Below are 20,466 nucleotides of genomic sequence, written 5' to 3' on the forward strand. Positions count from 1 at the left end.
CCCCAAATCCCGCCCACAAAAAAGGGGACTCACGTCCCCTTGCATTACTGCCTCGCTCAACCCCGAACCATCAATAAATATCCTTCGACAACAACGTAAACGGCGTCTTGACCAGGATCTTCAGATCCAGCCACAACGACCAGTTATTGATGTACTTCAAATCAATCTCGACCCGCTTCTGCATCTTGTCCAGGGTATCGGTCTCGCCACGGCAACCATTGATTTGCGCCAGGCCCGTGATGCCCGGTTTGATTCGATGGCGCGCCATGTAGGCGAGGATTTTTCCGGAGTAATAGTTGTTGTGCGCCACCGCGTGCGGCCTTGGGCCCACCAGTGCCATGTGCCCTTGCAGCACGTTGAACAACTGCGGCAGTTCGTCCAGCGAGGTGCGGCGGATGAAGCGGCCGACAGCGGTGATGCGCGAATCGTTGCGGCTGGCCTGCTTGACGTCCTTGTCATCGTGCACGCGCATCGAGCGGAACTTCCAGACCTGGATCACCTTGCCGTTCCAGCCATGGCGGTCCTGCTTGAAGAACACCGGGCCCGGCGAGTTCAGCTTCACCGCTAGCGCGATGATCAGCAGCACGGGGCTGAGCAGAATGATCGCCAGCAATGCCACGCTTTTTTCCATCAGGCTTTTGCTCAAGGCGGCGGTAGGCCGGCTGGTCAGCGGGCTTTCGTTCAAGTAGATCGCCGGCAGGCCGTCCACGACTTTTACCGAGTGATTGAGCAGCGTCAGGCTGTTCAGATCCGGCACCCAGACCACGTCGACGTTGGCGTCCAGCAACTCGCCATACATGGCTTCGATCTTTGCTGCTTCAGACAGCGGCAGGGTGATGTACAGGCGACGGATGTCGTGGGTCTTGATCAGGTCCAGCAGCTCTTCCTGGGCACCGACGATATTCGGTGCATCCGCTTCCAGGGCGGGAAGGGCGCCGTCGCTCACCAGGCCAACCAGCGGCAGGTTTTCCAGATGGCTCAGCTTCCTGGCCAACCCCAGCGCCAGGTCGCCGGTGCCGACGATCAGAGTCTTGTGTTCGCTTTTGCGTGAGCGTTGGTAGTACTTCGAAAAAGCATGCAGCGGCGCGTACAGGAAGGCCTGCCCGAGGAAGCCGTACACCGCCCAGCTCAGGATCACCTCCCGGGAAAACAGCGCATCGGCCTTGCAGATAAAGGCAACGCAAGCCAGGCCGCCCATGGTCATGGACCAACCCATGAACAGGCGACCCAGACCTGTCACATAGTTATCCCGTTTGCGATACACCCCGCTGAAGGTATAAGCCGGGACCGAGGCCAATACCGCCAGAACTGCGCACATGCGGTAATAAAATTCGACCGATCCGGTGTGCCGCTCCGCCAGTATGAATAACAATGAAACGACAAAGGCTTGTGCCAGCGCCCATTGGCCCCAGAAGGTCAGTCCCTTGAGGCCGGTATTTCGATTGATTCGTAAACTAAGATCCATGCGATATCCCCAAAAGACGTCCGTTCAGGTTCGACAGCCGAAACCGAGTTGTTTAAGCAGGCTTATTGTTGTTATTGAAACCAGTGTCCCGAGGCTAACAACGTCGATAGGCGAACTGTCGTCAGTCAATAGATTAAGTTATTGATGAAGAGGGTGTCTGACGAGTTCTAACAAGATGACGGCGGTTTAACTTTAAAAGTTGGGGGTGATCGACCGTTAGAAAAGGTCAATCATGAGGGAATGAAATAAATGGGAAATACTGGGTATTGTAGAAGGAGGTGGAGGCAGGGAGTTAAATCAGAAGGAGAGGCAAACAAAGTGCTCTTTTTGTTGTTCTGGTCGCACTATTGATGTTTGCAATGCTGTATCGGCGTATTGCTCAGGCTGAACGTGTTTCCGAGGTCACTTCCTGAATCAGGCAATAACCGCGATTGCGCACTGCTCGAAACAGTCGTTCACCATGACTGGCGCTTTTGAACTTGTCCTGGAGACGGCTCAGGCACATTTCCAGGCCGCGATACTGCTCCGGCTCCCGGCCAATGCTCAGAATCAGTTCGTCGCGACTGACGACCCGTTCTTCGTGGTGCAGCATTTTCCTGACGAGTGCGGCTTCAAGTCCGGTAAGACTGATCTCGACATTATCCTTGATCAATACGTTTTGATCGTCATCGAGTTGCCAGGCTTCGTTAGTTGGCGCGTCACCTTCGGTTTTTTGCGGCTCCTGCGACTTGGCTGGAAGGCTGGCAAACGGATTGACCGATTGTGCGGCATTCCACTCGGCTTCCAATGTCGCGAGGATTTTCTGCGTGTCATGTTCGATGGTGTGCGGGATGTTCTTCCTGGCCACGCGTGGGTAGGTGAATTCCATCAGCATCGGAGCGGAAGAGGAGGGCGTGGCGTCTTCAATAAACATGTGCGCCTGGGATGTACTAAACGAATTGAAACGCTCGCTGGACAGTAAGCTTTCCAGTTCACGTTGCGAAGTTGTGCTGTGGGTCACAACTACAAAATATTTCCTTGGGAGAGTCGTACTGGTTTCCATGTCTTTCTCCTGAAGTACACACCAAATGTGGCGAAAAGAGGATCGGCAGTGGGAGCAATGGGCTCCCGCGGAGTTAATCGAAAAGGCAGGGTGTTTGTCCCGAACTGGCTCGATAGGTTCCACTCGATCGGCTGGATATTAAACTTTTATTGTTATGCTTTAGTGTTAACACGGTCATGGAATTGAATAAACAACTGCAGAAGCAGTGGGTGAGGCCTATATCTTCGTATAGTTGAAAAAAGGGCCCTTGTTCAGGCCCTTTTTCGCTCGCTTCAGGCTGTCGAAATCAGCCCCCTCATGAGGCGATATCCGTACCCACGAATGCTCTGGATAGCATTTGTGCCATAGGTTTCCTTGATTTTTCCACGCAAGCGGCTGATCGATTTTTCCAGTGCCCGGGGGTCATAGAAATTGGTGTTGAGCCCCATGATACTGGCGATTTCGTCGTGGCTTAGAATGTGGTTACTGTTTTGCGAAAAGGCCTCGAGTATCTTCATTTCAGCAAAGGAGATGTCCAGTCGCTTGCTGTTATCTGACAGGCAAATACGCGTAGGGTCCAATACCAGGTTGATGTCTTTTTGCCACTCTTCGCTATTGAAAAAGTCGGCAAGCAACTCAAAGCTTTCATCGGAAAGAGTATTGAACTTGATACAAAAGTCGGCGCCGGCGAGGTAGTACTTGATCTTGTTGAAAGCGCCTCGGCCGGTGATGACCGCGCATATGATAGGGGCCTGGTTGTCGTCGCGAAGGCTTTCCAGCAGCGCGAGATTTTCTTCCATGGCCTGAGGGCTGTCGATGATGACGAAGATGGCGCGATACGAATTCGGGCACTCATTCTGGTTATGCGGATGAGTGTAAGTACTTGCCTCGAGCGTTATATCTGCGCGTACGTGCCTTGCGACTAATGCACTAAAATGTTCAGCCACGCCACGAGTACGACCCAGGGTAAGAACGCCTGGTTCGCTGTTTTTCCGGTGCTGAATTCTAGTAGTCGCCAAGTTACCTGTAAGCATCATGCGTTGACTCGAAAAGGTGCTGTCATCGGGATGTTAAAGCACCGGTTCTCATCTGTGACTGACAATTGGTAACATTCACGCGGAAATCAGACGTGGGTCCCGAGTTTTTTAACAATAACTAAGCTTTTCAAGGTTTTAGTTGATTTTCTTGGCGGGCTGAACTAGTGAAATATCCTCGTTAGATGCTGGCAATATGAGATTGTGCCACTATTTTGTAATTACGCAAAAGCGATATTTATGTCCTTTTGCCACTGTCGCTTCCTGATTCCAGGTTCATGGCGAAATGGCTTTTTCCAGAGATTCTCGGGTGATTGTGAATTCGATCACATTCGTTCTCCGGTGCAACGCTTTCTACCGTTTAATTCCAGTTATTCAAAATCCAATTCCCGGACGATTATTAACAAGCCTTGAGTGGTTTATTTAATAGGGCCTATTCTCCCCGGCTGAAATCGGCCAGTAATCGCCTGCGCCGCTTCTTTCACCTTGGTTTTTCAACACCTGAAAACAATCAGCGGGCTACCACTGTAAAAGTGGCCTGAGAGAGGATTAATGGATTTCTTGACCCTTATAAAGGTGTTGATATTAGGCGCGGTAGAAGGCCTGACAGAGTTCTTGCCCATTTCCAGTACAGGGCACCAAATTATCGTTGCAGACTTGTTGGCGTTCGGCGGCGAGCGCGCCATGGCGTTCAATATCATTATTCAGTTGGGCGCCATCCTCGCCGTTGTCTGGGAGTTCCGGCGCAAGATCTTCGACATCGTCAAAGGCCTGCCGACCCAACGCAATGCCCAACGCTTCACGCTCAATCTGCTGATCGGCTTTCTTCCGGCGGTGGTGCTGGGTGTGCTGTTCGCGGACAAGATTCATCAATACCTGTTCAACCCGATCACCGTCGCGGTTGCACTGGTGGCAGGCGGTGTCGTGATGTTGTGGGCGGAGCGACGCGAGCACGTGGTGCACATCGACCATGTCGACGACATGCGTTGGTCCGACGCGCTGAAAGTGGGTTTTGCACAATGCCTGGCGATGATCCCCGGCACTTCCCGCTCCGGGTCTACCATCATCGGCGGCTTGCTCTTTGGCCTGTCACGCAAGGCGGCGACGGAGTATTCGTTCTTCCTGGCGATGCCCACCATGGTCGGTGCAGCGGTGTACTCGGGCTACAAGTATCGGGATCTGTTCCAGGCCGGTGACCTGGCGGTATTCGCGACGGGGTTCGTGATCGCCTTCCTTTTCGCCATGATCGCCGTGCGTGGCTTGCTCAAGTTCATCGCCAACCACAGCTATGCGGCATTCGCCTGGTACCGCATCGCCTTCGGATTGCTGATCCTGGCCACCTGGATCTTCGGCTGGGTGAACTGGACAGCCGCTACGGCCGCCTGACCCGCACTGCATGGCTCTACTGTAGGAGCGAGCCTGCTCGCGATGGAGAACAACGATAACGCGGGCTATCTGAATGCCCGCGTTCTCTAAAGCAGCAAGGCATCAACGCCCCTCAAGCAACGCCCCCGCCTGATCCAGCAACGCCAGCGGCTCCTTGGTCTTGTGGATATCCACCGACAACAACTGCCGAAACTTGCGCGCCCCCGGGAACCCGGTACCGAGCCCCAGCACATGCCGCGTGATGTGGTGCATCGCACCACCGGTTTCGAGATGCGCCGCTATATAAGGACGCAACTGCGCCAGCGCCTCGGCGCGGCTGATCACCGGCGCCGTACTGCCGAACAACTGCTGATCCACCTCGGCCATCACATAAGGATTGTGATACGCCTCGCGCCCCAGCATCACACCGTCGAACGTCTGCAAATGCTCGTGGCACGCCTCCAGCGTCTTGATCCCACCGTTGAGGATGATCTCCAACTCCGGGAAATCCGCCTTCAACCGCGCCGCCACGTCATATTGCAGCGGTGGAATCTCGCGGTTCTCCTTCGGCGATAACCCCTCAAGAATCGCAATCCGCGCATGCACGGTAAAACTCGTGCACCCGGCCTCACGAACCGTGCCGACGAAATCGCACAGTTGTTCATAACTGTCGCGCCCATTGATCCCGATGCGATGCTTGACCGTCACCGGAATCGACACCGCATCGCGCATCGCCTTCACACAATCGGCCACCAACTGCGGATGCCCCATCAACACCGCACCAATCATATTGTTCTGCACCCGATCACTCGGGCAGCCGACATTCAGATTCACCTCGTCATAACCATGCTCTTGCGCCATGCGCGCACAAGCGGCCAGGTCCAACGGCACACTGCCACCCAACTGCAACGCCAGCGGATGCTCGGCCTCGTCGTGGCGCAGGAAACGGTCGTGATCGCCGTTGAGCAGAGCGCCGGTGGTGACCATTTCGGTGTAGAGCAGGGCGTTTTTTGATAGCAGACGCAGGAAGTAGCGGCAGTGGCGGTCCGTCCAATCCATCATAGGTGCAACGGAAAACCGCCGAGACAGCGTAGAGCTTGAATTTACTGGGGATGTAGCTGATTTCTGTACCATTTTACTCTACGTGTTTTAGGCGGGTTTTCAGGGGTAAATGGGCGTTTTTGAGAGGCCGTTGGTACAATGTACCAACCCCTTTCACAATTGTACCAGTTGACCATGGCCACGATCAGAGCACGGAAACGCACCGACGGCAGCATCAGTTACACGGCACAGATACGCCTGTTTCGCGACGGAGCGCAAGTTTACCAAGAGAGCCAGACCTTCGCCCGAAAACAGGCTGCCCAGGCCTGGGTGCGAAAGCGCGAGACCGAACTGGACCAGCCTGGCGCCATCGAGCGGGCAAACCGCAAAGGCGCCACTATCAAGGAAATGATCGACCGTTATCTGGTCGAAATGGAAAAAGTGCGTCCATTGGGCAAAACCAAACTGGCCACGCTCAAGGCAATCAGCGAGTCGTACCTGGGCAAGCTCAACGACCAGGACATCAACAGTCAGCAGTTGGTCGAGTATGCACTGTGGCGCATGGGCAAAGAGGGCGGAAGCGTCCAACCCCAGACGGCCGGTAACGATCTGGCCCATCTCGGCGCAGTACTTTCTATCGCCCGGCCGGCATGGGGGTATGAAGTTAATCCTCACGCAATGGCGGACGCCCGTAAGGTGCTGAAGAAGCTCGGCTATAACATGAAAAGCCGGGAGCGTGATCGGCGGCCTACCCTGGAAGAGTTGGACAAACTCCTGACGCACTTTCGGGCGATTCAATCTCGCCGTCCTACTTCGATCAATATGCTCAAGCTGACCGGGTTTGCATTGTTCTCGACCCGTCGTCAGGAAGAAATCACGCGGATTTTGTGGACGGATCTGGACGAAGACGGCCGACGGGTGTTGGTGCGCGACATGAAGAATCCCGGTCAAAAGATCGGTAACGATGTGTGGTGTCATCTCCCACCCGAGGCTTGGGACATTCTTCAAACAATGCCGAAATCACTGCCGGAGATTTTTCCGTATAGCGCTGAATCAGTGTCGACGTCCTGGACCAGGGCTTGCAAGATTGTGGGCATCGAGGATCTGCATTTCCATGACTTGCGCCATGAAGGGGTCAGTCGACTGTTTGAGATGGATTGGGATATTCCGCGAGTCGCCAGCGTGTCGGGGCATAGGGACTGGAACTCGATGCGCCGTTACACGCATTTACGCGGTCGTGGCGACATTTATGGGAATTGGAAGTGGCTGGAGAAAGTCCTGCAGGCGCCCGTTATATTGGGCGCCCGGACATTGAAGTAAATCAGCTTCCTCGAGGGGCGCTGTTCAACTGGTTGCTCTCTTGAATGGCTGCTGCGCGTTGTGCGTCGAGGTATTCAGCGAGGTCCGACACGTGGATTCCTTTTGCACTCTTTTGGCTGGGTTCCAATCGAGTAATTGGGATTTTTATCTGCCCAGCTAGCACTTTGCGTTGGAACATATCGGTGGTGAGGTGCGTGAAATAGTCGTTGCAGACACGCGCCAACGGGATAATGGCCTGCCCGTCGTACTGAGCAAGCAGCACAAAAAGGGTTTTCATTGTGCTGCCCCTTTGTTGGTCGCTCCTGTCCAGCACGCGACTGGAGATGTTTGCACCGTCCGTTTGTCACCCGAAAACGTGTTCGTGATAGCCTCGGCGGTGCCATCGTTGGGGGTTTGGGCTTGCATGGTTCTCTCCTTTCAGTGGTGGTTGGTGCCGAGGGGTTGCAGCCCCTCGGTACCGTTCCTTTTTTATCGAGCCAGCCAGATCAGTACGTCTGGCACTTGTATGGCCGCGATAGCGATCAGTGCGACGGTCGCGATCGTGCCGAGCAGATTGCTCAACAATTCCCTGCTGCCCTGATGGGCGGTTTCGCTGGTGTGCTGCATGGTTCTCTCCTTTCAGTGTTGGCCGGTTGCAGCCGGCGTTACATGTCGCTGTCTGGTTGTCGCACCAGGTGCAGCTCCAAGCCTTCAAATTCGTTCTTGTCCTCGGTTATCGATTGCCACTCCAGAACCGCTTGGATCTGAAGTCGCGAGCAATTCAGCACCAGAATTTCGCGCTGCCCGTCTGTTGCCCGAACGTCCAGGATGTCGACCAACCCGTCAGCACCGTAGGCGTCGGCCTGTACGGTTTTGCGGTGGTCGTTGCCCATTTGTTTCTGCAGCACGGCAATGCGGTCTTGCCGGCTGACCGATGTCTCTGCCGTGCCTTCAGCGAGTACTTGAATCTGCATTTGCATGTCCTCTGCGGTCAGGCGCTGAAAATCCAGCACTTCACGATCGGTTGCTTGGTCATGACGGCATTGGAGTACTTCGCCTGGTGGGCACGTACCGCGCTATCGGTCGCCTTGTTCGTTTCGATCAGCTTCCGGGAGCGGGAGTCCTTGAGGCGATCGCGCAGCTCGCTAATGTCCGCGACCTTCTGACGGTGCTCGGCCGCGCACTTGACGAAATCGTTGAGGTTGATGGCGATGGTGTGGTCTTTCTTGCTGTGGTTCACCACCGGGCCGTCAGCGTCCAGGCCTTCGAGGTATTCGTAGACTTCCCAGAATTCGGCCACGACTGGGTGGTCGGAACTGATCGAGGCTTGTCGCTCGATGGCCATCCGGATGATTTGGGTTCGGGTGTGGCTGATTTGTGCATCGCTGAGGGGAACGATCAGACGTAGACAATCGAGTAGGGCGAGCAGTTGGGCGTGGTTCTTGTTGATCCGCTCCACACGGATATAGCCGCGCAAGTTGTTACCGCAATGGCCACAGGCGTTCTGTTCATCTTTGAACGGCGTTTCGCAGCCAAAGCAGTGGCTGTGCAGAGTGCGCAGTTTTGCCTCGTAGCCAGGCATGCGTTGAGCGAAAAGCTCCATCACGTCCGACTCTTTGCGCACCGCCTGCAGCAGGAAGTTGCTGAGTTTTGAGCCTTCCAGTGAGTTGAGCAGATCCGCTGCCGCACGGCTTTCCGCCGTCACGGTCGGTCGCACAAAGTGCAGTTTCACAATCCGGGTCATGATCGCTTCGGACGCGACCACCGGGGCGTTCTGGCTGATGGCAATGGTGGCGCGAAACGGTGGCTCGTAGGTCTCGTTGCCGGCGGTTTTGACGCCCTTGGTCGCCAGTGTGCCGCCGCCGTAGTAGTCCTTGAGTTCGTCCCATTCGAAGGTTTTGGCATGGGCCCTGTCGTCGCCGCTGCGATCCGACTCCAGCAGCACGACGGGCATGCCGGAGATTTGACCCATCAGGCGGCTACGGCCGGCCTTGGTGGACTTGGACGGGTCGAAACCTTCGTATCCTTCGCGGCCGAGCAGTTTCCACAGCAGGGTGAGCAGGGTGGTTTTACCGGCCCCGGCTTCGCCCGTGGCTTCCAGGAAAGGAAAGGACTGGTACCGGGCCCGGATCTGCTCGGCGAACAGCGAGCCAAACCAGAAGGTCAGCGCCACGGTGCCCTGGGCGCCGAAGCACTGCCAGAGCAAGTCCAGCCAGCGCTGGTCGTAATCCTTGGCATCCTTCTGCAGGGCGATCTTCACGCCTTTTTGCAGACTCTTGAGTTTCAGCTTGCCCATCTCGAAGAACTCCTCTTCGTTGATGGTGATGAGCTGCCCTTCCTTAACGGCGATGTCGTTGAACACGTAGCAGCCGTACTCCCGGCTGTAGCCCACATAGTCGATGGTTTGCACGGTTTTGATACCGAAAAGCTGGTCTTTCATGATTTTGTCCAACTGTTGCCCACTACCGGTGAACACGGCTCCGGCACCCATGCCGAGAAGTCTTTTCTTGAATTCGCTGGCAGCCGCGACCTGGCCACCGGTGAAGGTGTTTTTCACCGAGCCGCCGTCATGGGGGAAATCGACGCGGAAGAAGTACCAGGACTCGTCGGTAATCTCGTTGCGCTGGAAGTACAGAGCCTTGGGGTAGCAGTTGGCGATCTCGACCACGCAGCCGGACATGCGCAGCGCTTTGGCGCGACGCCCTTTGTCATTGAGCTGTTGGTCTTCATGGTTGTCGCTGGCATCCAGTGCCTGCATCGCGCTGTTGAACTTCGAGATGTCCAACTTCCACCAGTACAGGCGGGAGTCGAAGCCGAAGTGAAACTCTTCGCGCTCGCGCCACTGGTACATGAGCAAGGCCTTCTCGACGGCGCTTTCTGCGATCAGCAGCGCGCCGTGATGCTTGGCCTCGTCGAGCTCCTTGTCGATCCGTTGGGTACGGGCTTCGACATCGTCCATGAAAGCCCAACGCTGGTGCAGATCGTTCCAGTCGACTTTGCGCGAGTCGGGTTGAGGGATCTGTGCAGCCTCGCAAGTGAAGCCAAGGTCACGCGCCTGGCGGACCCACATGCGGGTGTATTTGTGAGCACCTGGTTCGTTGTCCAGGGCCCAAATCAGTTTTGGCGTTTTACCGGCGCGGGCGGTGATCAGGGCTTTCAGCGATTCCTCTGGATAGGCGTTCGAGGAAAGCGCGGCAACGGCAGGAATACCGTTTTGCACCAGGGCAATGGCGTCGAAAATTCCTTCGACAATCCAAAGTTCGTCGACCTGCAGCAGGTCAACGCAAGGCGGTACCCACCAGAAACCCTTGTAGCTTTCGCCGGGTTTGAAACGCGCCTTTTTCTTGCCGAAGCGGTTCGGTTTGTCGATGAGGCGTTCCCAGTAGCCACCTTTATCGAGTGGAAAGCGAACAGTTGCCGAGCCGATGTTCAGATCCCGATCAAAGTAATGCTCTTGGGAATACCAGCCTTCAATCTGGCTAATGTCGAAGCCGCGGGCGAAGGTCAAATAGGCCTTGGCACTGGCAGCAGGTTGGTCGTCGGTGGCCGGTGCGCGCTTGCTCCAGTCGTCGAACAGGTCGCTGTACAGCTCTTTCACCGGCTCCATGTAGCGGCACTTCTGCTCACGGCCGCAGCGGATGAACCACGGCTCGTCGTAGCGGGAAAACAGCCGCCGCTGGTTGCACTGCGGGCAGGTGCCTTTGCGCATGTACTGGGTGCCAGCCATGTGTTGCAGGCCAAAATCGGCCTCAAGGCGCTGCAGCACATCGGCGCGCAACTGGTGGTCCATGGTCTTCACTGCGCACGCTCCACAGCGCCGAGCTGCTTTTTCAGCTCGTTGCGAGTCCGGCAAATGCCGGCGAGGTGCGGGACATCATGGAGCACCTTGGGCGCTCGCTGGGCACTGGGTACATTCCGATAGCGATCGGAGTACCAGATGTCAGCCATGGTGGTGTCGTACTGGCTGTTGAGCCACTGCAGGTATTGCTTTGCCTGCTGCTCGTTCAACTCCAGTTGGATGGTGATATTGCTCATTTCGGCCACCAATAAAGTGCAGTTTCCCCTTACCCACGCAATGCGGGCATGTGTCAGGGGCGGTTCAGATTTAGTTCGAGGTGTCGCGGGAGGTCAGCAAGCGCGCTGGTAAGAAGCGCGCCGGGACCGGGTAGCGCTTCTGCGTTTGGGTATCGAGCAGCCAGACCAGGTAACGATAAGCACTGCTGCCCGGGTAGATGCCCAGCGTTGCTACGCGCTTTGTGGTCATGCTTTCGAATTCGGTAACAGCCAGTTCGGCGATGCGTTGCACCAGGTGCTCAGGCACTTCGAGCGACTGAGTGAGGTAGCGCTTGCAGTTTTCAAGCAGCAGGTGGTCGCCGGAGAGGTGTTGTCCATGTTGGCGATACAGGTAGGCCACGGCCGCTTGTTGCATGGCGGCGCGATAGTCATTGGTGGGATTGATCGTCAGGGTGATGGCGTTCATGCGTATTCAACCTCCATATCGAGTGAGTCCAGCAAATCCGGCTGATCGTCTTGGGACTTCATCGCCAGGCGACGCAATGCAACAGGGGCTACGGGCAGCTTGACGGTTGGGTTGGGCATGCCGCTCGGGCTCATTTCATGAGTCATTTCGAACTCAGCACGCACGGACCAGCCGCAAGCTTCGTTGGCGCATTGCAGGTAGGCCACGCGCAGGAAAATGTGGGTGCCTTCGCTGGTGCGGATACGCATGCGGCTCATGCAGTGGGGGCAGACCATTTTGTAGACGCTCACTGGTCGGCCTCCTTGCTGTGCAGTTGAATCGTGGCCAACACCTCGGCATGGCGAGCGCTCAGATACTTGCTGTGGGCTGCGAGAATTGCAGCGGCTTCGCCTTTCTCGATGACTCCATCAGCCAACGCTTTGTCGATGATCTGATCGACCACACCACGCTTGGCGGCAGTGCTGACCGAGCGGCTATACAACTCGATGTTGTCCAGGGTTTCTGGATTGGCGATCGGCACGAACATGCCGCTGTAAAGGGAGGCGACGTATTCGGGGAAAAAGCTAGTACCCGCGTCACGTTCGAGCATATGAATCTGGTCATCGCTCAAAGGCCGGCTGCCGGCGTTTTCGTAGAGGTGGTTATCGAACTTCTTGAGTTCGTAGCCGAGGCGCGCTGCGGCGCATTCGCGTCCGCCTGGGTAAGCACACACAATGGCGCTGACTACCTGGCGTCTGGTTTCTAGCACTGGGCGTTTCATGTTCTCGTTTCCCTCCTTGGCTAGCGGCACTACTGTGCAACCTCGCCGTCTTTGATCCCGAGCAACACTGCTGCCCGATGTGCTTCGCCTCGACGACCTTTCTTGCGTCCGTTGAGCAGATCACTGACCAAATTTTTGTTCAGATCATGTTCGCGGCTGAACTCCGCAATACTTTTTCCCCGGCGGTCTAGAGCTGCACGGGCTTGCTCGGGGGTTAGAAGGACATGCATAGTGTTCAACCGTGTTTAATCGTGTTCGACGGTGAGAATTCTTGGACAGAAAACTGTTCAAGTCAACTGGTGTTGATCAAAAAAGTGCTCATTTTATCTGGAGTAGGTGAACGCCTACGTGAAGAAAGGGATCGGTTGGGTATGAACCAGACCGATTTTGGTATTGCTGCGGGCGTCAGCCGAGGAACTCAAAAGGCATATGAACTTGAGTCAAGCTCGCCCGATGTACGCTATTTGGCAGCTTTGCAGGGCATGGCTGTGGATGTTCACTTTGTCCTCACTGGTAGTCGGCATTCGATTGATGCCACGAGCCTCAGCGAGGAGGAGTCGCTTGTTCTCGAACAGTTTCGGTCTCTCCCCGAGCACGACCGTGAATCGGTAAAACGGCTCACAGGCGCACTCGTAGCGACGATGCGAGTGAAGTTGTGATCTGACGTGTCAAGATGGCGCATAGCGCCGGCCAGAAATGAAGTGGCCGTAATCGCCTATAAGATGTGAACAGAAGCCCGGCCATCCAGCCGGGCTTTTTGATTTGCTAGGCCAAGAAACCGTGACTTTGTTGGCAAATTTCGCGCTCCCGTGTACTGTATGCGCATACAGTACTTGCGTATGGAGTTTGCGCATGTTGTCGATACGGAAGGCGGAAAGCAGTCCCGCCCAAGAACAGCCACAATCACGCCGATACATGTCTCGGAAAGAGCGTGTGCTACTGCGATGGTTTCGTCGCTTAGCGAAAGAGGACCGTGCTCATGTCCTGCGTTTTGTGTCAGCGATGGCCATAACAAAACTGCCACTCAAGTGATTTTTCATAGACGAACGAAGGCGCTCGAGGGTGCCTTTTTCATGCCTGCGCGCTTTGCATTTTCTTCCATTCCCTCTCTGCCGCTCGTTTTGCCGTCTTCTCACTGGCATACAACCACCGCAACCGCCTGGGCTTTGATTGATCTCCAGCCGTCACAGTCTTTTCCTTCCCGGTTTTTTTTTCGCGGTAGAAGGCGATGATGCCGGTGTAATTCCCTTTGTTTTCCTCGGCTAGGTCTTCGACCGTGTCCTCCGGCAGTTTGCTCTCTAGATCCAGGCTCATGGTGTAGCCGCTATCGGCGCTCAGGCTGTGCTGAACGTTCCCCCCATACCAGATGATTTCATCGATCTCAGCCTTCACCCCCTGGAGCGTGTAGGTCAGCTCCGGGATCAGATCTGGCCTGCCTCGCGCCAGGGTATAGCTCAAGGTGGCGCTACCGCGTTGCAGGCGGTTGAACTCGGCCCGGGCAGCACGCAGGGCTGACTGTCGATCGCTGTAGGTATGGCGTAGGTCCTTGAGGTTTTCACCGCCACCGGCGATAGCCTCCTGTTTTTTGGCGCTGTTCACGTCGTAGTAATAGGCGCGCACGCCGTCGTAGCTATCACGATCGGCTTGCAGATACCGGTGCTGATCGCCATCAGTACGGGTCAGAGTGATATGGGGCAATGCCTGACCGCTGGCCGTCTTGCCGCCCCCGGCGGGCATGCACAGCAAGCATCCAGCTTTGACGGTGGCCACTGCATCGAACTCCTCACCCAGTCGACTGATCAGGTTGGCATCCGATTCATTGGCCTGGTCGAGCTGCAGGATGGGCAGGGCGCCCAATGCTTCGGCAATCGTTGCCTTGAGGCCGTTGCCACTGGCAATGGCGCCCAGCACCTTGGCCAGGGTGGTGTTGCTCCAGCTGCGCTCGCGTTTGGTCTTCAGACCTTTGCGAAGGTCCGCCGATCGCGCACGGATGCTGAGCACGTCTGGCGCGCCGCTGTGCTCGGTTTCGTCGACGGTGTAGGTGCCTTTGTCGACCAGACCGGTGTCGCTCCAACCCAACCACAACCGCAGAACGGCGCCCTTTGGCGGAATGGTCAGCAGACCATCATGGTCGCTGAGGGTAATGCTGAGCTGATCGGCTTCGATGCCGCGATTGTCGGTTAGCTCCAGGCTCATCAGCCGTGGGCTGATCAACTGCGCGATATCGTTGCCGTCGACGGTCAAGCGGAAGGCTGGTACCGGATAGGTGGCATCGCGGCGTGCTTGTTCCAGGGTGTTGGTTACGTAGCCCGTGACGCGGGTAATGGCACTATCGATCACAGCAACCCCCTCAGAATGTTCAGTCCGGCACTGGTACTGGCGCCAAGCAAATCCACACGACCATCGTCGACACGCTTGAGGCTCAGGTTGAATTCAATTCGCCGCGCGGCGCCGTTGGAAAAGAAAATGGTCCTGGTCTCCGTAAGTCCTTCAATCACCCAGAGTCCGCACAGTCGGCCGGTGCCTTCGACCATGGGCCAGGCCTTGCCGGTATCAGCCATCTGGCGCAGCGCGTCCAGACTCAAGACGGTACCGGCCAACTCAGGGAGGATGATGCCGGGGAGGGTTACGGCATCTTCGCCACGGCCTAGGAACTGACGGGCAGGTTGGGCGCCGATGCGGTTACTGCTGGGGTGGCGCCATTCCGTCTGGCGTTGCATCTCCTGGTACGCGGCTGTGTGCAGGCTGAATACGAACATGCCGAGGGCGAGCATCATGCTGGTTTACTCCTGGTCGGATAGTTGGCTGCGCTTGCGGGCGGACTTTTCCCGATCGCTACGGGCCAACTCCGCGCGCACCGCACGGGCAATGGCTTGGGCATCCATGCCCGGGGCGGCATGTATGTGGATTTCGTAATGGTCGTGACTGTCATAGGTCGCGGCTGGCTGCGGTGCGACGGGGGCGCGGCTGTCGATCTCGATCGCCGGCGTTACTGCGGTACCCATCGCCATAACGGGCGCCGCGATGCTGCCCAGTGCCAGGGCACCGGCGGCGGTGATCTGCTTGCCGAGGTTGGCTAACGTCGCCAGAACGCCGGTATCAGCCCCTGATGGGCCAGCCGTGGGCACAGTGGTCCGTACAACGTTAAGTTGTGGAGCGACCCCAGCAGCTTGAGCGGCTTTAACTGGTTGTGCTGCAGCAGCGGTCTGAGCAGCCTTGATTGGTTGTTTAACTCCCACCGCTTGAGCTGGCGTGCGCTGCTCCCCCGTTGGAGAAGGTCCAGCAATCGCATTCATAACGAACGAACCCGCGCTGGTGAGCTGCTTGCTGATCTGCGCAACGGCATCCAGTGGCCCTTGCTCACCGGATTGCAGACCCTGCGTCAGGCCCGCCATTGTGAAGCCACCCAACTCGGCAAAGACCCGTGATGGGCTGTGGATGCCAAGCTTTTCCTTGAACCAGTCAATGGTCGAACCGCCGATCGAGGTGATGGCGTCTTTGATCTGTCCGGCGCCGGCCAATAAGCCGTTGACCAGACCGTTGACGATCATGCTGCCGAACTCGGTGAAACGCGTCGGCAGATCAACGCCTAGATAACTCAGCACGCCGGCAAACGCCTGGTAGATCAGTCCGATCGGACTGAAGTTGACCAGAGTCGTGATGATGCCGCCGATTCCGCTGCTGAAACCGCTCTGAATCTCGGTCCAGGCATTGGCGAAGTACGCTTTCACCTGGTCCCAGTTCTGGTAGATGAGGTAGCCGGCGCCGGCCAGTGTCGCAATCACGGCAGCGATGGCCAGCGCCACCGGGTTGGTGGCCAAGCCCCACAGAGCGATGCTGACAGCGCGAATGGCGGTCAACAGACCGCCACCGAGGGAAGTGGCCAGCACTTTCAACAAGCCGAGCAGGGTAGGGATTTTCAGCCCCACCATGGACAGGGCGAAGCGTACGGCGAGGAAGGGGCCAAGCACACCCGCGATGCCGAGCGCGACGACACCGAAGCCCGCAGACAAGGCCGCGATCCCAGCGGCGACTTTCAGCAGGCCGGCGACGAGTGTGGGGTTTTGTGAGGCCCAGGTGTTCACCCGCTCAATGATGCGGTTGAAGCCGTCGACCAGCTCGATGATGGTCGGCCGCAACGTTTCGCCAAGGGCGCTGCTGAGGTTGAACAGGCGGTTTTGAGTCATTTGCCAGCGGGCTGAAAGTTGCTGGCCTTTGATATCGCCCTCGCGCTGCATCGAGCCACTGCCCTTGGTGCTGTTTACCAAATCGAGCTGGCGTCGGTACTCGCCGATATTCGAGGCGAGTTTCGCTGCGTCGTCGCCGTATTCCTTGCCAAAAAGCTCAGTCGTGACGCCGAGCTGTTTGGTCTTGGGCAACTTGTTAATTGCCTGCAGCACCTTCTGAATCGTGCCGGTGGCGTCCTTGGCCATGCCTTCCTGAACAGCTTTTGCCTCCAGACCAATCGCTGCCAGGCCCTTTTGAAACCGCTTTGGCTGCTGTGTCGCAATTGCCAGTTCGCGGATCATGGCGTTGGTGGCCGTGCCGGCAACTTCCGCAGAGGCGCCTAGAGTCAGGAAGGTTGATCCCAGGGCCGCCGCATCCTTGAAGGACATACCCACCGAGGCAGTGATACCGGCCGTGCGCTGCATGACCTCAATGATGTCGGAGCCTTTCGACATGGCGTTATCGTCGAGGTAGTTGATTGCGTCGCCGAGCTGGCTGACGTTTTGGATAGGCAATTTGAAAAGCTGAGCGATACGCGCAAGGCTTTCACCGACCTGGTCGGCGGGCAGTTCAAAGGCCGTGGCGGCTGTGGCCGCGACACGGGCGAACTCGAGCAAGTTGTCTTTGCCCTGAATGCCCATGCGCGCGCCGCCTTCTACCAGGGCGGCAATGTCAGTGGTGGCCATGGGAATACTTTCGCCCATCTTCTTGATGGCCGCACCCATGTCGTAATAGGTCTGGGTGAGTTTTCCGTTGTCGTCTCGGGCGCCGTCGACCTGCTTGGCGACACCGGCCATGGCGTCTTCGAAACTAGCGTAGTTCTTCACCATCGCCAGAATGGGCAACCCAGCCGCCGCACCGGTGGCGACAGCACTGGCGCCGGCATTCGCGGTGACCCCGACCATCTCTCGATTCTTGGCGAAGTTGCTGCGCAATTTCGCTGCCTGAGACTGTCGTGCGTTCAAGGCTGCAAGGCGCTGGTTTTGCGTGTTGATGCTGGCCGTGGTTGCACTGATCTGCTCGCGCAGTTGGCGTTCGTGGCCGTTGAGGGCTTTGGTGCTGATCCCCGCCTCCTGCAACCGGCTGCGCAGACCCTGGAGCTTTTCGCTTTGCTGCTGGTGTGCCTGTTTCAGGGCCTGGGCTTCTCGCACTGCAGTGCGGAATTCCCTCGCCATCGCCTTGGTTGGTACGCCGGTAGCCGCGAATTGCTGACTGAGGCCTTTGACCTTCGCCTGTGCGGCTTCCAGCGCTTGGCTGGTCTCTTGCGCGGCTGCGCGCTGGGAACGCCAGGCACTGATGTCATTCTGTTGGGTGTTGAGTTCTTTCAGCCGATCGCGGGCGTCCTTCAGCGCTCGGGCAGTGTCGAGGCTGCCCTTGCTGATTTGCCGCAGTGGCGCGGAGGCCTTGTCGATTGCATTGAGCAATACCTGAAGTCGTAGATCATTCGCCATCGGCGCTACTCCTGACCCGCGCCCTCTCGCGCCAGTCCATCAATTCCTGCAGGCCCAGCCGATCCATGTCGACCGGTGCCCAGTGAAAGACCACGGCCAGGTCAGCCATGGCGTCTTCTACGCAACGAGGGATGCATCCGTCTTCGCCTGCTTCTGCAGCAAAAAACCGACGACCTTGCCACCGATGGCCAGCAGATCGGCGGGATCCATGCCGGCGGCTTCCGGGGCGGTGATACCCGGCGAACTGATGCGCGGGATGACCTTGATCAGGCTGGCCACGTCGAGGTTCAGCAACTCGGCCAGGTGAATGCCACGCAGTTCACCCGCGCACGGTTTGCGCAGGGTCACGGTGCTGATGATTTGCTTGCCGCGCTGGATGGGGGTGTCGAGTTCAATGGTGTTCTCGTCGAGCGGGGTTTCTACAGGTGCGTTAACGACGGATTCGGCGGTGTCAGGTGTGGACATGGTGTTCTCCAGGAGATGGGGTTCGCCCTCGATTGAGGGCCGGTTGAGTTAGATGCCCAGGGCTTTGCGCTGTGCTTCGAGCATGTCGACGCCATCAACCATTTCAACGAAGTTGAGCAGGTCGATTTCGATGACGGTTTCGCCGTCGACGATCAATTTGTAGTAGCTGCAGCTGGTGGTCATGCTGTGCTCGGTGTCGTCACCGGGCTTGGCGTCGCCCATTTCGATGGTCTCGTGACGGCCACGCACCACGATTTCGACGGCGCTCATTTCTTCGGTGTCGTCCTGCTGGTAGGTGCCGGCAAAACGCAGCAGCACACCGGATGCCTTGACCGTACCGAACTGGCGCAGGGAGATCAGGTCGAGGCCTCCGGTTTTCCATTCCAGCTTGATGCCGTCATCGGAGAAGCCCAGGTCAGCTTTGACTGGGCCGTTCATGCCGCCACCACGATAGGCCTCCATCTTGCGACCGAGGGCGGGCAAGGTGACGGATTTGGCGACTGCCAGGTAGCTGTTGCCGTCGTTGAAAAGGTTCATGTTCTTGAGTTTGCGGGGCAGGGCCATGGCGGTGTTCTCCGATCGGCAGGCGCAGGGTTACCTCCCCGTGAGGGGAGGCCCGGGTTAGCTGTTGAGGCGGCTGGCAAAGTCGACCAGGTAGCGGTCGGTGATGCGCTGACGCAGGGTGAGATCTTCCAGCGGCGGGACGGGGGTGTAGTCGTAGTCGATGTACAACTTGCCGGCCTTGAGTGTGGTCTCGTCGTTGATGTCGTCGGGGTACCAGGCGCTACCGCCGATCAGGTAACCGCCGGCGATCAATTCGCGGAACTTGTCGTTGATGCTTTCGAGCATGTCGCGCACCAGCGATGGGTGCATGGGTTTGTCCATGGCCCACATTTGCGCGTTGGCTATGGTGTCGGCCAGCACCTGGGCGGTGCGAGTGTAGTTTTCGAAGGCGAACAGCGGATCGTCGCTGCAGGTGCGACTGCCCCAGAAACGGTAACCGCCCTCGTTGATCAGGGTGGTGACCTCGTTGCTGTTGAGGTAGTTGGCATCGGTAGCCGGGTTCTGCAGGTCCCAGAACACGTCGGCGCTGATGCCGGTCACGCCATTGACGGCCACGTTGGACAGGGTTTTGTGCCAGCCCACTTCCTGGTCGATCTTGGCGCGCAGGCCCAGCGCTCGGGCGACGGCAGGAGCGGTGACAGTGCCGTTGGTGACGGTGTCCCAGTTCTGGAAGTCTGGCCAGATGACCATCACTTCTCGGGCGCCGAAGTTCTCCCGGTAGGTGGTCGCCTCTTCCTTGGTCTGGCAATCCCAGGCATTGACGTAGGCGAAGGCGCGCAACTGCTGGGCGATGGATACCAGTGCTGTTGCAACGGGCAAGGTATCGAGACCTGGCACACCGAGAATGCGTGGGGTGACCTTCAGTCGCGACTTGGCCGCGAGCAGGGCTTTCATTCCGGTGTATTTGCCGGTGGCAGTGGTGGTGCCGATCAGGTTGCTGGTGGTCGCGGCATCATCGACACCAGGAGCAACGCGAACGACAACGATGACCGGTTTGGTTTGGTCAGCGATCGCCTGCAGGCTGGCAGCCAATGTGCCCTTGGTTCCGGCCTTGCCGATGGCAGCCTGCACGTTGGTGATCAGGACAGGAGTGTCCAGGGGAAACATAACGGCATCGGCGTCCTCGGCAGTACAGACCATGCCGATGACAGCGGTGGAAACGGTGCGAATGGGGCGCGTGCCCTCGTTGATTTCGAGGACTCGCACGCCGTGATGGTATTCGTCGGCCATGGGGTTTGCCTGCGCAGTGATGGAAAGACACTGCACAGACTGCCGCGCGCGCGTCGGATGAACG

The 20,466-nt window shown here is 57.5% G+C and carries 23 protein-coding genes; 3 read left to right on the top strand and 20 right to left on the bottom strand.

The genetic code is table 11. The features are described 5' to 3' along the window. Positions 1-70 precede the first annotated feature (70 nt). The 3 genes from DKY63_RS28885 to DKY63_RS28895 form a co-directional block, all read right to left on the bottom strand. Complete coding sequence (locus tag DKY63_RS28885) at positions 71-1,465, bottom strand: undecaprenyl-phosphate glucose phosphotransferase (protein WP_110967249.1); 1,395 nt, start codon at positions 1,463-1,465, stop codon at positions 71-73. 379 nt (positions 1,466-1,844) lie between these two features. After that, a complete protein-coding gene (locus tag DKY63_RS28890; RefSeq protein ID WP_110967250.1) occupies positions 1,845-2,507 on the bottom strand; it encodes a winged helix-turn-helix domain-containing protein in 663 nt (220 codons plus the stop codon). Between the two features lie 272 nt (positions 2,508-2,779). Further along, on the bottom strand, positions 2,780-3,523 hold the full coding sequence (locus DKY63_RS28895; RefSeq protein ID WP_110967251.1) for a winged helix-turn-helix domain-containing protein: 744 nt from the start codon (positions 3,521-3,523) through the stop codon (positions 2,780-2,782). 549 nt (positions 3,524-4,072) lie between these two features. Here DKY63_RS28895 and DKY63_RS28900 point away from each other — a divergent pair. Further along, positions 4,073-4,906, top strand: coding sequence for an undecaprenyl-diphosphate phosphatase (locus DKY63_RS28900; protein ID WP_110967252.1), 834 nt, complete (start codon positions 4,073-4,075; stop codon positions 4,904-4,906). 102 nt (positions 4,907-5,008) lie between these two features. Here DKY63_RS28900 and dusA read toward each other — a convergent pair whose 3' ends face one another. Then, the gene (dusA, locus tag DKY63_RS28905; RefSeq protein WP_110967253.1) at positions 5,009-6,019 is read right to left on the bottom strand and encodes a tRNA dihydrouridine(20/20a) synthase DusA; all 1,011 of its coding nucleotides are present in this window, start codon (positions 6,017-6,019) and stop codon (positions 5,009-5,011) included. A 102-nt stretch (positions 6,020-6,121) separates the two neighbouring features. Here dusA and DKY63_RS28910 point away from each other — a divergent pair, with 102 nt between their 5' ends. Continuing rightward, a complete protein-coding gene (locus DKY63_RS28910) occupies positions 6,122-7,246 on the top strand; it encodes a site-specific integrase (RefSeq protein WP_110968003.1) in 1,125 nt (374 codons plus the stop codon). A 1-nt stretch (position 7,247) separates the two neighbouring features. Here the strand turns inward: DKY63_RS28910 and DKY63_RS28915 are convergent, their stop codons facing one another. From DKY63_RS28915 to DKY63_RS28950, 9 genes are all read right to left on the bottom strand, one after another. Further along, complete coding sequence (locus DKY63_RS28915; RefSeq protein ID WP_110967254.1) at positions 7,248-7,523, bottom strand: pyocin activator PrtN family protein; 276 nt, start codon at positions 7,521-7,523, stop codon at positions 7,248-7,250. Positions 7,524-7,714: 191 nt separating this feature from the next. Beyond that, a complete protein-coding gene (locus DKY63_RS32235) occupies positions 7,715-7,852 on the bottom strand; it encodes a hypothetical protein (RefSeq protein WP_162634932.1) in 138 nt (45 codons plus the stop codon). A gap of 38 nt (positions 7,853-7,890) precedes the next feature. Next, complete coding sequence (locus DKY63_RS28920; RefSeq protein WP_239499338.1) at positions 7,891-8,199, bottom strand: hypothetical protein; 309 nt, start codon at positions 8,197-8,199, stop codon at positions 7,891-7,893. 17 nt (positions 8,200-8,216) lie between these two features. Further along, positions 8,217-11,015, bottom strand: coding sequence for a toprim domain-containing protein (locus DKY63_RS28925; RefSeq protein WP_110968005.1), 2,799 nt, complete (start codon positions 11,013-11,015; stop codon positions 8,217-8,219). A gap of 5 nt (positions 11,016-11,020) precedes the next feature. Next, positions 11,021-11,260 (bottom strand): hypothetical protein, encoded by a 240-nt coding sequence (locus DKY63_RS28930; protein WP_110967255.1) that lies wholly within the window; start codon positions 11,258-11,260, stop codon positions 11,021-11,023. Positions 11,261-11,330: 70 nt separating this feature from the next. Beyond that, positions 11,331-11,705 carry a hypothetical protein gene (locus DKY63_RS28935; RefSeq protein ID WP_110967256.1) on the bottom strand — a complete coding sequence of 125 codons (375 nt, stop codon included), beginning with the start codon at positions 11,703-11,705 and terminating at the stop codon, positions 11,331-11,333. Then, complete coding sequence (locus DKY63_RS28940) at positions 11,702-11,995, bottom strand: ogr/Delta-like zinc finger family protein (protein ID WP_110967257.1); 294 nt, start codon at positions 11,993-11,995, stop codon at positions 11,702-11,704. Before DKY63_RS28940 ends, DKY63_RS28935 begins: the two co-directional genes overlap by 4 nt. Continuing rightward, the gene (locus tag DKY63_RS28945) at positions 11,992-12,465 is read right to left on the bottom strand and encodes a YmfL family putative regulatory protein (RefSeq protein WP_110967258.1); all 474 of its coding nucleotides are present in this window, start codon (positions 12,463-12,465) and stop codon (positions 11,992-11,994) included. The genes DKY63_RS28940 and DKY63_RS28945 overlap by 4 nt, the downstream gene beginning before the upstream one ends. 29 nt (positions 12,466-12,494) lie before the next feature. Further along, complete coding sequence (locus DKY63_RS28950; RefSeq protein ID WP_110967259.1) at positions 12,495-12,695, bottom strand: DNA-binding protein; 201 nt, start codon at positions 12,693-12,695, stop codon at positions 12,495-12,497. A gap of 141 nt (positions 12,696-12,836) precedes the next feature. Between DKY63_RS28950 and DKY63_RS28955 the strand changes: the two genes are divergently transcribed. Next, a complete protein-coding gene (locus tag DKY63_RS28955) occupies positions 12,837-13,124 on the top strand; it encodes an XRE family transcriptional regulator (protein ID WP_239499339.1) in 288 nt (95 codons plus the stop codon). A gap of 412 nt (positions 13,125-13,536) precedes the next feature. On the opposite strand, the gene DKY63_RS28960 is transcribed toward DKY63_RS28955, so the two are convergent. The 7 genes from DKY63_RS28960 to DKY63_RS28990 are packed head-to-tail and all read right to left on the bottom strand — an operon-like array spanning position 13,537 to position 20,402. Beyond that, a complete protein-coding gene (locus tag DKY63_RS28960) occupies positions 13,537-14,805 on the bottom strand; it encodes a phage late control D family protein (RefSeq protein ID WP_110967260.1) in 1,269 nt (422 codons plus the stop codon). Then, positions 14,802-15,242 carry a phage tail protein gene (locus DKY63_RS28965; protein WP_110967261.1) on the bottom strand — a complete coding sequence of 147 codons (441 nt, stop codon included), beginning with the start codon at positions 15,240-15,242 and terminating at the stop codon, positions 14,802-14,804. Before DKY63_RS28965 ends, DKY63_RS28960 begins: the two co-directional genes overlap by 4 nt. A gap of 6 nt (positions 15,243-15,248) precedes the next feature. Next, a complete protein-coding gene (locus tag DKY63_RS28970; protein ID WP_110967262.1) occupies positions 15,249-18,143 on the bottom strand; it encodes a phage tail tape measure protein in 2,895 nt (964 codons plus the stop codon). Beyond that, the gene (locus tag DKY63_RS28975) at positions 18,133-18,252 is read right to left on the bottom strand and encodes a GpE family phage tail protein (protein ID WP_110967263.1); all 120 of its coding nucleotides are present in this window, start codon (positions 18,250-18,252) and stop codon (positions 18,133-18,135) included. The genes DKY63_RS28970 and DKY63_RS28975 overlap by 11 nt, the downstream gene beginning before the upstream one ends. Before the next feature lie 8 nt (positions 18,253-18,260). After that, positions 18,261-18,608: a phage tail assembly protein gene (locus DKY63_RS28980; RefSeq protein ID WP_110967264.1), complete on the bottom strand. Its 348-nt coding sequence runs from the start codon at positions 18,606-18,608 to the stop codon at positions 18,261-18,263. A 48-nt stretch (positions 18,609-18,656) separates the two neighbouring features. Continuing rightward, positions 18,657-19,172 (bottom strand): phage major tail tube protein, encoded by a 516-nt coding sequence (locus DKY63_RS28985; RefSeq protein ID WP_110967265.1) that lies wholly within the window; start codon positions 19,170-19,172, stop codon positions 18,657-18,659. Positions 19,173-19,229: 57 nt separating this feature from the next. Beyond that, positions 19,230-20,402: a phage tail sheath protein gene (locus DKY63_RS28990; protein WP_110967266.1), complete on the bottom strand. Its 1,173-nt coding sequence runs from the start codon at positions 20,400-20,402 to the stop codon at positions 19,230-19,232. Positions 20,403-20,466 lie beyond the last annotated feature (64 nt).

The sequence above is a fragment of the Pseudomonas putida genome, from assembly GCF_003228315.1.
Taxonomy (GTDB): domain Bacteria; phylum Pseudomonadota; class Gammaproteobacteria; order Pseudomonadales; family Pseudomonadaceae; genus Aquipseudomonas; species Aquipseudomonas putida_S.

Coding starts and splice junctions, on each gene's coding strand:
- DKY63_RS28895 (WP_110967251.1), bottom strand. CDS start 3,523: ATGATGCTTACAGGTAACTTGGCGACTACTAGAATTCAGCACCGGAAA.
- DKY63_RS28925 (WP_110968005.1), bottom strand. CDS start 11,015: ATGGACCACCAGTTGCGCGCCGATGTGCTGCAGCGCCTTGAGGCCGAT.
- DKY63_RS28980 (WP_110967264.1), bottom strand. CDS start 18,608: ATGTCCACACCTGACACCGCCGAATCCGTCGTTAACGCACCTGTAGAA.
- dusA (WP_110967253.1), bottom strand. CDS start 6,019: ATGGTACAGAAATCAGCTACATCCCCAGTAAATTCAAGCTCTACGCTG.
- DKY63_RS28920 (WP_239499338.1), bottom strand. CDS start 8,199: ATGCAGATTCAAGTACTCGCTGAAGGCACGGCAGAGACATCGGTCAGC.
- DKY63_RS28915 (WP_110967254.1), bottom strand. CDS start 7,523: ATGAAAACCCTTTTTGTGCTGCTTGCTCAGTACGACGGGCAGGCCATT.
- DKY63_RS28985 (WP_110967265.1), bottom strand. CDS start 19,172: ATGGCCCTGCCCCGCAAACTCAAGAACATGAACCTTTTCAACGACGGC.
- DKY63_RS28990 (WP_110967266.1), bottom strand. CDS start 20,402: ATGGCCGACGAATACCATCACGGCGTGCGAGTCCTCGAAATCAACGAG.
- DKY63_RS28890 (WP_110967250.1), bottom strand. CDS start 2,507: ATGGAAACCAGTACGACTCTCCCAAGGAAATATTTTGTAGTTGTGACC.
- DKY63_RS28930 (WP_110967255.1), bottom strand. CDS start 11,260: ATGAGCAATATCACCATCCAACTGGAGTTGAACGAGCAGCAGGCAAAG.
- DKY63_RS28955 (WP_239499339.1), top strand. CDS start 12,837: ATGAACCAGACCGATTTTGGTATTGCTGCGGGCGTCAGCCGAGGAACT.
- DKY63_RS28945 (WP_110967258.1), bottom strand. CDS start 12,465: ATGAAACGCCCAGTGCTAGAAACCAGACGCCAGGTAGTCAGCGCCATT.
- DKY63_RS28975 (WP_110967263.1), bottom strand. CDS start 18,252: ATGGCTGACCTGGCCGTGGTCTTTCACTGGGCACCGGTCGACATGGAT.
- DKY63_RS28910 (WP_110968003.1), top strand. CDS start 6,122: ATGGCCACGATCAGAGCACGGAAACGCACCGACGGCAGCATCAGTTAC.
- DKY63_RS28970 (WP_110967262.1), bottom strand. CDS start 18,143: ATGGCGAATGATCTACGACTTCAGGTATTGCTCAATGCAATCGACAAG.
- DKY63_RS32235 (WP_162634932.1), bottom strand. CDS start 7,852: ATGCAGCACACCAGCGAAACCGCCCATCAGGGCAGCAGGGAATTGTTG.
- DKY63_RS28935 (WP_110967256.1), bottom strand. CDS start 11,705: ATGAACGCCATCACCCTGACGATCAATCCCACCAATGACTATCGCGCC.
- DKY63_RS28900 (WP_110967252.1), top strand. CDS start 4,073: ATGGATTTCTTGACCCTTATAAAGGTGTTGATATTAGGCGCGGTAGAA.
- DKY63_RS28950 (WP_110967259.1), bottom strand. CDS start 12,695: ATGCATGTCCTTCTAACCCCCGAGCAAGCCCGTGCAGCTCTAGACCGC.
- DKY63_RS28965 (WP_110967261.1), bottom strand. CDS start 15,242: ATGATGCTCGCCCTCGGCATGTTCGTATTCAGCCTGCACACAGCCGCG.
- DKY63_RS28885 (WP_110967249.1), bottom strand. CDS start 1,465: ATGGATCTTAGTTTACGAATCAATCGAAATACCGGCCTCAAGGGACTG.